The 9,101-nt window shown below is 72.6% G+C and carries 7 protein-coding genes; 3 read left to right on the top strand and 4 right to left on the bottom strand.

All coding sequences use genetic code 11. From position 1 onward, the window contains the following. Positions 1–98: 98 nt before the first annotated feature. Positions 99–956, bottom strand: coding sequence for a helix-turn-helix transcriptional regulator (locus tag ACFQSB_RS32180; RefSeq protein WP_380830610.1), 858 nt, complete (start codon positions 954–956; stop codon positions 99–101). A 78-nt stretch (positions 957–1,034) separates the two neighbouring features. Here ACFQSB_RS32180 and ACFQSB_RS32175 point away from each other — a divergent pair, with 78 nt between their 5' ends. Together ACFQSB_RS32175 and ACFQSB_RS32170 are read left to right on the top strand one after the other, a co-directional pair. Next, positions 1,035–2,393 carry an MFS transporter gene (locus ACFQSB_RS32175; protein WP_380830609.1) on the top strand — a complete coding sequence of 453 codons (1,359 nt, stop codon included), beginning with the start codon at positions 1,035–1,037 and terminating at the stop codon, positions 2,391–2,393. Positions 2,394–2,625: 232 nt separating this feature from the next. Then, positions 2,626–3,060, top strand: coding sequence for a GNAT family N-acetyltransferase (locus ACFQSB_RS32170; protein ID WP_380830608.1), 435 nt, complete (start codon positions 2,626–2,628; stop codon positions 3,058–3,060). Between the two features lie 128 nt (positions 3,061–3,188). Here ACFQSB_RS32170 and ACFQSB_RS32165 read toward each other — a convergent pair whose 3' ends face one another. The 3 genes from ACFQSB_RS32165 to ACFQSB_RS32155 are packed head-to-tail and all read right to left on the bottom strand — an operon-like array spanning position 3,189 to position 6,296. Continuing rightward, on the bottom strand, positions 3,189–3,998 hold the full coding sequence (locus tag ACFQSB_RS32165; protein ID WP_380830607.1) for an SDR family NAD(P)-dependent oxidoreductase: 810 nt from the start codon (positions 3,996–3,998) through the stop codon (positions 3,189–3,191). After that, complete coding sequence (locus ACFQSB_RS32160; RefSeq protein WP_380830606.1) at positions 3,995–5,320, bottom strand: FAD-binding oxidoreductase; 1,326 nt, start codon at positions 5,318–5,320, stop codon at positions 3,995–3,997. Before ACFQSB_RS32160 ends, ACFQSB_RS32165 begins: the two co-directional genes overlap by 4 nt. Before the next feature lie 58 nt (positions 5,321–5,378). Next, a complete protein-coding gene (locus ACFQSB_RS32155; RefSeq protein WP_380830605.1) occupies positions 5,379–6,296 on the bottom strand; it encodes a decaprenyl-phosphate phosphoribosyltransferase in 918 nt (305 codons plus the stop codon). 334 nt (positions 6,297–6,630) lie between these two features. Here ACFQSB_RS32155 and ACFQSB_RS32150 point away from each other — a divergent pair, with 334 nt between their 5' ends. Further along, complete coding sequence (locus tag ACFQSB_RS32150; RefSeq protein ID WP_380830612.1) at positions 6,631–8,019, top strand: acyltransferase family protein; 1,389 nt, start codon at positions 6,631–6,633, stop codon at positions 8,017–8,019. Positions 8,020–9,101 lie beyond the last annotated feature (1,082 nt).

The raw sequence follows: 9,101 nt of genomic DNA, 5'->3' as shown, positions 1-9,101 counted from the left end.
CGTGGTCGACATGTGGCCGCCGACACCCTCGATTACCGTCATGACCATCCCCCGAAGAAGTGAGCCCTCGCCCACAGATGACTTGCTTCCCAGCAAGATCACTTCCCACACCTAGAGGGATACCCCCCCAGCGCGGAGTGTGAAGGGGTGCCGGGTGGGGCGGTGTAGGCGACGAGGCGTTGGCCTGGGGCTTGGGGGGCGTGCAGGACTTCGTAGTCGAGGGACATGCGGCCGGCCGTCGGGTGGTTCAGTTCCTTGCGGCCGCTGACCTTTCGGCGCAGTTCACGGGTGGGCCACAGGCGGCGGAACTCCGGGCTGGCCTCGTGCAGTTCGGCGACCAGTGCATTGAGTTCGGGGTCGTCCGGGCGGTGCCCGGCGGCGGCGCGCAGGTGGGCCACCGAGTCCGACGCGATGTCCGCCCAGTCGACGAAGAGCTCCTTGGCCCGCGGGTCGGTGAACACATAGCGCACGTTGTTCGGCCTGCGGGGCCCGTCGACGAGGTGGCCGAACAGGGCGGCGGCGCTGTCGTTCCAGACCAGCACGTCGCTGCGCCGGTCGATGACGTAGGCGGCGGTCGGCGGGGCGAGCAACTCCAGCATCCGGCGGGCGCCGGAGGCGAGCACCTCCGGCCCCGACTCCGGCCGAACCTCCTCGGCCAGCGCGAAAAGGTGGTCGCGTTCGGCGTCGGACAGCCGCAGCGCCCTGGCCAGTGCGCCGAGCACGCTCGGCGACGGGTGCGGCGCCCGGCCCTGCTCAAGCCGGACATAGTAGCCCTCGCTGACCCCGGCCAGCCGAGCCATCTCCTCCCGGCGCAGCCCCGACGTGCGCCGGGCGCCCTCGGCCGGCAAACCCACCTCACCGGGCCGAAGCAGCGTCCGCCGCGACCGCAGGAACGCCCCCAGCTCGGATGCCCGCGTACTCCGCCTGACCGACTCCACCCGCTCCCTGCCCCTCATTCTCGCCGATCAAGGTGGCCCTGCCAGGTGTACCCTCATCCGTTGCCGGTGAGATCACCGCCGGGGCAGGCTGGTCGGGTGACCACGAAAGTTGCCACCGAACGGTCGACCGGACCGTGGACACTGATCGCCGCCGCGACCGGGTTCCTGATGGTCAGCCTCGACGCCACCATCGTGAACGTCGCGCTGCCCACCCTAAGCCGGGAACTGGGCGCCGGGCTGACCGAACTGCAGTGGGTGGTGGACGGCTACACGCTGATGTTCGCCGCACTCCTTCTCACCGGCGGGTCGCTGGGTGACCGGCTGGGCGCACGGCGGGTCTTCGCCGGCGGACTGGGCCTGTTCGCACTCGCCTCGCTGGCCTGCGGACTGGCCGTCTCACCGGCCATGCTGATCGCCGCACGGTTCGTCCAGGGCATCGGCGCCGCCGCGCAGCTGCCCGCCTCGCTGGCGATGATCCGGCACGGCTACCCCGGTCAGGCCGAGCGGACCAGGGCTATCGCCATCTGGGCGGCGGCCGGTGGAGCCGCGGTGGCCGCCGGACCAGTCCTGGGCGGCCTGCTCATCGCCGCGCTGGGCTGGCGGTCGCTGTTCCTGGTGAACCTGGTGATCGGCGCGATCGGGCTGCTGCTGACCACGCGGGCTGCCGCTCCCTCGCCCGGTACGGGTCGCCGGTTGGACCTGCCCGGTCAACTGGCCGCCGTACTGACGCTGTGCGCGCTCACCTTCGGGCTCATCGAAGGCGGCTCACTGGGCTGGTCCTCGCTCCCGGTACAGGCCGCGCTGGCGACGGCGGTGGTCGGCGGAGCACTGTTCGTGTGGTGGGAGCGCCGGACGGCGGAGCCGATGCTGCCGATGCGGCTGTTCGCCCGTCCTGCGTCCTCCTCGGCCGGCGTGGTCGGCTTCGGGATGAACTTCGCCTACTACGGCATCGTGTTCCTGCTCAGCCTGTTCCTGCAGAACCAGCGGGGCTACTCGGCGCTGGTCACCGGTCTGATGTTCCTGCCGATGACCGCCACCGTGACGGCGGCGAACCTCCTCGGCGGGCGGCTCACCGGGCGGCTGGGGCCGAAGCCGCCGATGGTGGCAGGGCAGCTGTTGTTCGCGGCAGGCCTGCTCGGATTGCTGTGGGCCGGGCACACCGCGCCGAACTGGGTGATCTGGCTGGCCATGCTCCCCATCGGGATCGGCGGCGGCATCACGGTGCCGCCGATGACCAGCGCGCTGCTGGAGAGCGTCGAACCGGCCCACGCCGGGGTGGCCTCCGGCGCGCTGAACGGGGTGCGGCAGGTCGGCGGCGCGGTCGGCGTGGCCCTGTTCGGCATACTGGTCTCCGGCGGCTTCCTGCCAGGGCTGCGGCTGTCACTGGCGATCGCATCAAGCGTGCTGGCCCTCGGCGCCCTGACCGCCGCCCGCTGGGCCCCGGTCAAAGGGTGATCCCGTCTCTGGGAACGTCGACGGGAGAGACGGCGCTACAGGGGCGAGCCTCGCGGTGAGCGAGTCGATCACCACCTTGCTCGGACAATCGCGTTCAGGAGAGGCCGACGGCACGGTCACCTTGACCATCCGGTCGTCGGACACGGCGATTCGCATCCAGGTCCACGTGGTTCACCGGCGCTGACCGGTGCGGATGGTGATTCCTGGAAGTGGCCGCCCTAGGCTGGCCCGCGTGAACATACGCCCCAGGACCCCGGAGGATGGGGACGCCTGTGTCGAGGCACTCGCCCAGGTCCAGGCCGCCGACCGCTATCCGGTGGAGTGGCCGGACGATCCTTGGGGCTGGCTGACGCCGGTCGACCTGACAGGGGCCTGGATAGCGATCGAGGCAGGCGTCGTGCTCGGCCACGTGGGTCTGACTCACGACGGGGAGATCACCCGCCTGTTCGTGACCCCGGCAGCACGTGGGCGCGGCCTCGCCGGCCGTCTCCTCGACACGGTCCGCGCCACAGCACGACACCCGCTCAAGCTGGAGGTCTCCTCGGAGGGCGAGGCGGCCATCGCGTTCTACGAACGGTCCGGCTGGCGCAGAGTCGGTAGCAGCCGCGCCGACTGGACCAACGCAGCCGGCGAGCCGGCTCTCCTCCACCACTACATCAGCCCATAAGGTACCCAACCCGTACCGCCATGGGCGGCGGCCGATGGAGCCGTGGTGGCGGACGGACCAATACTGAACGGGCTGCTCATCGCCGGGCTGGGCCGACGGTCGCGGTTCCCGGTGAACCTTGTAAGGGTTCAGCGGGGGAGGCGGCGCCAGAGGGGGCGGGGGAGGATGCGCATGAGGGTGAAGACGGGGCGGAGCTTCGGGGGGCTCCAGACGGTTTCGGCGCCGGAGCGCAGGCCCTTGACGACGTCCTCGGCGACCTGCGCGGGAATGGTGGACATGGGGGCGGGGGGCATGCCCTTGGTCATGCGGCCGATGACGAAACCGGGGCGCACCACCATGACGCGGGCGCCGGAGCCGTGCAGGGCGTCGCCGAGGCCCTGGGCGAAGCCGTCCAGGCCCGCCTTGGCCGCGCCGTAGACGAAGTTGGCCCGCCGCGCCCGCACTCCGGCCACCGACGACAGCACCACCAGCGTGCCGTGGCCCTGCTCGCGCAGGCGCCGGGCCGCGAACAGCCCGGCGGACACGTGCCCGCCGAGGTTGACCGCGACGGACGCCGCCGCCGACACCGGGTCGGCCTCGTAGGCGGCCTGGTCACCGAGCACGCCGAACGCCGCGACGATCACGTCCAGGTCGCCGGCCAGCTTGACGGCAGCGTCGATGACCTGGCCGTGCGTCTCCGGCCGCGTCGCGTCGAAGTCGATGAGGGTCGCCTCGGCGCCCAGTTCCCGCAGCCGCGCCGCCGCCTCCTGCGCCGGGTCGTGCGGGCCGACCGCGTTCTCGGCGCCGTCGTCCGCACCCGGCACGGCCGCCAGCGTTCGTACGGCGAGGACGACGCGGCGGGCGCCGTCGCGGACGAGGCGGTCGACGATGGCCAGGCCGATCTCGCTGCGGCCACCGAGCAGCAGCACCGAGTCGACCGAGCCGAGGGCGTTCTTCACAGCGAGAGTCTCCTTGCCAGGTCTGAGCGGAAGACGCCGGTGGGGTCGACGCTGTCTCGTATCTTGCGCCATTCGTCGAGGCGTGGGTACATGGCGGGCAGCAGGTCGGCGCGCATGCGGGAGTCCTTGGCCAGGTACAGGCGGCCGCCCGCCGCGGCCACCCAGCCGTCGAACTCCCGAAGCATGTCTGCCAGGCCATCCTGACCTGCGGGGATGTCGAGCGCGAGCGTCCAGCCGGGCATCGGGAAGGACAGCATCCCCGGCGTGCCCGCCCCGAAGCGCTTGAGCACGGTCAGGAAGGACACCACTCCCCGGCCGGACAGGCGCGACACGATGCGGCGCAGCGTCGCCTCCTCACCAGCCGGGACGACGAACTGGTACTGGACGAACCCCCGCGAACCGTAGACACGGTTCCAGCCGGCCACGGAGTCCAGCGGGTGGAAGAAGGGGGCGAGGTGCTGGACGACGCGGCGCTCGCGGGACTTGGCGTACCAGGCGTCGTTGAAGGCGCGCACGGTCAGTCGGTTCAGCAGACCGTTGGGCGCCCACGGCGGGGCCGCCAGCCGCGAGGCGGGGGCGAAGGCCAGCGGATCGGCCCCTGCGGGGAGCTCGTCCCTGCGGGCGTGGTCTCCTCGGGTCAGCACGCTGCGGCCCATGCGGGGGCCGCGCGCCAGCAGGTCGATCCAGGCGACCGTGTACCGGTACCGGTCGTCGGTGGCGGCCATGACCTCCAGCGTGTGGTCCAGGTCGCGGGTGCGTCCGACGTCGACGCGGACGCGGGAGGTCTCGATCGGCACGCAGGCGAAACTCGCCTCGGCGACGAGACCGGTCAGGCCCATGCCGCCCACGGTGGCCCAGAACAGGTCGTCGTCCGGGGTGAGCACCCGGACGGTCCCGTCGGCGGTGACCAGGGTCAACGAACGGAGGTGGGCGCCGAGCGAGGAGTCCAGGTGGTGGTTCTTGCCGTGCACGTCGGCCGCGACGGCCCCGCCCACCGTGACGTACCGGGTCCCGGGGGTGACCGGGACGAACCAGCCGAGAGGGACCAGGGCACGCATCAGGGCGTCCAGGCTCATCCCGGCCGAGGCGGTGACCACGCCGGTGGCGGGGTCGAGCGACCAGCGGTCCGGCATCGCGGTGACGTCCACGACCGTGCCGCCCGCGTTCTGAGCGGCGTCGCCATAGGCCCGGCCGAGCCCGCGCGCGATCACCCCACGCGTCGGCGCCTCGGCCACCAGGGCGGCGAGGTCCTCGACCGTACGGGGCCGGACGAGCGTCGCGGGGGTGGGCGCGGTGCGCGCCCAACCGGTGAGAAAGGTCATCGGACGACCGTCTCCCTCGTGGAGGTGGAGGCGGTGCGCGCCCGGCCGGTCAGGAAGGTCATTTCACGTAGATCCCGACGACGAGGAGGATGATCAGTAGGGCGGTGTAGAGCTGGAGTGGACGGTCGTGCAGGGCCAGTTCCTCGGGTTCCTCGCCGACGCCGCGGTCCACGAGCAGGTTGTGCCGCAGGATGATCAGCACGAAGGGGACGATGCTCACCCCGTACAGGGTGTCGGCGTGGATCTGCAGCGCCCACAGGCAGTAGGTGACGATCATCGCGCCGGAGGCCATCGACCGGACGTGGGCCAGGTAGCTCGGGGTGTAGGTCACCAGGGTGGCGCGCGTGCCGGCCGTTCCCTGGTTGCGCATCTCGGCCTCGCGCTTGCCCACCACCACCTGGAGCGACCCGAGCGAGACGACGACCAGGAACCAGCTCGTCACGGGCACGTCCACGGCGAGGGCGCCGGCGAAGGCCCTGATCAGGAAGCATCCCGCGACGGCGACCAGGTCGACGACCGCCTCGTGCTTGAGCCAGTAGGTGTAGGCGAGCGTGAGCACGACGTACCCCGCCACGGCGGCGGGCAGCCGCCATCCTCCGGCCAGGACGGCCAGGGCCGGGGCGGCGGCGATGAACAGGACGCCCGCGACGCGCGCCAGGCCCACCGGCACGATGCCGGCGGCGATCGGGCGCAGCCGCTTGCGCGGGTGGCGCCGGTCGGCCTCGGCGTCGGCCGCGTCGTTCAGCAGGTACGTGCCGCTCGCGGCCAGGCAGAAGGCCACGAACGCGATGAGGGTGTCGCGCAGGCCGGCCGGGGTGGTCAGCACGCCCGCGGCGGCCGGGGCGGCGAAGACCAGGACGTTCTTCAGCCACTGGCGGGGACGGCAGGCGCGGGCGAACCCCTTGAGTCGCGCGCCGGCGCCCAGGCGTTCGGCGGCGGGTTCCGAGGAGCGCACCCCGGCGTGTCCGGTGGTCACGCCATCACTCCTCCTGGAAACGCCGCTGAGCGGGGGGCGATGACCCGGCGGCTGGGTGGGTGCACGTCCGCGGCCGTCCTGAGCTGGGCGGGGATTCGCGGGCGGTATGTTCTGAAACTTAGTTCTATTTCGGGATATGTTAGTTCGGCGAGTGACCCCACGTCACGAGGGATGCGGAAAAGTGACAGAAACAGGTTCTAGATCGCGCGACGGCGAAGACCCGGCCACCACCGGACCCGCCGAAGCCGCGCCCTCTGACCGGACCTCCGACCTGTCCCTCCGGGCTGCCACGCCTTCCACGGCCGACGCCCCTCCCCCGGCCGCCGGGTCTCGGATTCCCGCCGCCGGCTCCCGGACCGCCGTCGCGTCCGGGGCGCCATCCGCGTCCGGGGCGCCATCCGCATCCGGGGCGCCGTCCGCATCCGGGGCGCCGTCCACGGCGGGGCATCTGGATGCGTTGGACGGGATGCGGGCCGTCGCCGCGTTCGCGGTACTGACCTTTCACGTCGCCATCGAGTCGGCCACGGCGCTGCAGAACGACTTCTTCGGCGCCCTGCTGTCCCGGGGCGACGTCGCCGTGCCCATCTTCTTCGCCCTGTCCGGGCTGCTGCTGTACCGGCCGTACGCCAGGGCCGTGCTCGAAGGGACCGCGCGCCCCTCCACCGGGACGTACCTGGTCAAGCGGGCGCTGCGCATCCTGCCCGCGTACTGGCTGGTGGTGGCGGCCGCCATGCTGCTGTGGTCGCGCGACCACCTCGGCGACGTCAAGACGTGGCTGCAGCTGGTGTTCCTGGCCCAGAACTACGAGGTGCACCCTTGGTGGTTCGGCCTCGGCCCGAAGGGGCTCGCGCAGATGTGGAGCCTGTGCGTGGAGGCGGCGTTCTACCTGGTGCTGCCGCTGCTGGCCGCGCTGCTCGCGTGGTTCGCGCGCCGGGGCGGGACCGACGTCGCGAGCCGGGCACGGCGGCTGCTCATCGGCCTGGCCGCGCTGTCGGCGATCTCCTACCTGTGGACGGTGCTGAGCTACTACCCCGAGTACCGGCCCTACATGAACACCTGGCTCCCGCGCGCCTCGACCTTCTTCGCCCCCGGCATGGCCCTGGCCGTGGTGTCGGTGTGGGCGCGGCGCGAGCAGGACGGCCCGGCCGCCCGCTTCGTCCGGGCCGTCAACGCCTCGCCCGGCACCCTGTGGCTGGTCGCCGCCGTGGCCTACGCGGTCGCCGCCTCGCCGGTGACGGGCCCGCGCTTCTCCGGCGTCGACGGGGTGTGGAGCGGCGCGTTCGAGCTGGCGCTGTACAGCGTGATCGCCGCCTGCCTGGTCGCGCCGTGCGCGCTGCTCGCCCATGGGGACGCCCTGGTCGGACGGCTGCTGGGCAACCCGGTCATGCGCTTCTTCGGGCGCATCTCCTACGGGGTGTTCCTGTGGCAGTTCGTCGCGCTGTACCTGTGGTACGACCTCACCGAGCAGCGGCCGTTCTCGGGGAACTTCCTGGTCAACCTGGTCGTGGTCGGCGCGCTGACGACCGGTCTGGCGACCCTGACCTACCGGTACGTCGAGGAACCGGCGCGCGGCCTCATCCGCTTCCTGCGCCCTTCGGCGACGCCGTCGCGGACGGGCTCACGGCCTTCGTCCCCGGAGACCGCACCGGTTTCCGCGAGTCCGGAGACGGCTTCCCGGACGGCTTCGGCGACGGCGTCCGCGACGGCGCGGGAGCCCTCGTGACCGCCGGGGCGGTGGGGGTGGGCGGAGCCGAGGTGGGAGCGGGCGACGGGGTCGCCGGGACCGTAGCCGGAGGTGGGGACGCGGGCGCGTTCACCGGTACCGGGGTGCCGAAGGCGAACCCCTTGAGGCAGACTCCCGCCGAAGGGTCGTCCACGCGAAGCAGCAGGCCCTTGCCCGGCGTGCGGACGGGGAAGTGCAGCAGCCCCGCCTGGGTGGCCCGCAGGTTGAGCTGCTCGCTGCGCCCGCTGACCTCGACGGACAGCGACGTGGCCCGCTTGGCCGAGTACGCCAGCCCCGCCACCTGGTCGGGGCCGGCGAAGGCGACCGGCTCGGGCCAGTAGACCGCTCCGTCCAAGGTCGGCAGGCACTTCTTCCCGGCCGGGGGGAGCTGCGCGAACGCGGGGGCGACGCTCAACGGCACCAGCCTGCCGGCGTCGTCGAACACCATCGCCCGCTCGGTCGGTTCGGGCACGCGCATCTTCGCGCGCACCACCGGCGAGGCGAGCGGGCCGAGCAGGTGGTGGGTGAGCCGGCGGTTGCCGTTCCAGGACAGCACGATGGACTCCGGCACCGGCCGGGAGAAGATCACCGTGTCGGCCGGGGCCTTGGCGAGCGCGGCCCGCGCGTTGCCGAGGTAGGCGCGGACCCGGTCGCCCGACAGCGTCTGCCGGTAGTTCTCCACCGACACCACGGACATGACCAGGAAGGCCCCGGCGGTCAGCCCGGCGACGACCGGGACGGCGCTGCCCGGCGGCACGGCCCGCCGGTAGGGGTCGGGCTCGCCGCGCAGCGGGAGCAGCGCCGCGCCGAGGCACACCGCGAAGACCACGACCGCGTCGGCGACGTAGCGGGTCTCCGCGCCGACCAGGCCGAGCACGGTGCCCCGGGCGATCACGGTCGGGACCGCGTCGACGACCACCGCGTACGCCGCGACGATCACCCACGCTCGGGCCGCGTGACGCCGGTGGAACAGCGTGGCCAGCACCAGGGCGGCGATCACGGTCCAGGACACCGCCACGAGGAAGGTCGAGGGGTCGGCCATGCCGCCGGTGGAGGGCACCGGTCCCCACGACAGCGGTCCG

This window comes from Sphaerisporangium rhizosphaerae (genome assembly GCF_042665155.1).
GTDB classification, from domain to species: domain Bacteria; phylum Actinomycetota; class Actinomycetes; order Streptosporangiales; family Streptosporangiaceae; genus Sphaerisporangium; species Sphaerisporangium rhizosphaerae.
This window is presented reverse-complemented; position numbering and strand designations above follow the sequence as displayed.

What these genes read in the sequence shown, in the direction of transcription:
- ACFQSB_RS32180 (WP_380830610.1), bottom strand. Translation starts at nt 956, where the DNA reads ATGAGGGGCAGGGAGCGGGTGGAGTCGGTCAGGCGGAGTACGCGGGCA.
- ACFQSB_RS32160 (WP_380830606.1), bottom strand. Translation starts at nt 5,320, where the DNA reads ATGACCTTTCTCACCGGTTGGGCGCGCACCGCGCCCACCCCCGCGACG.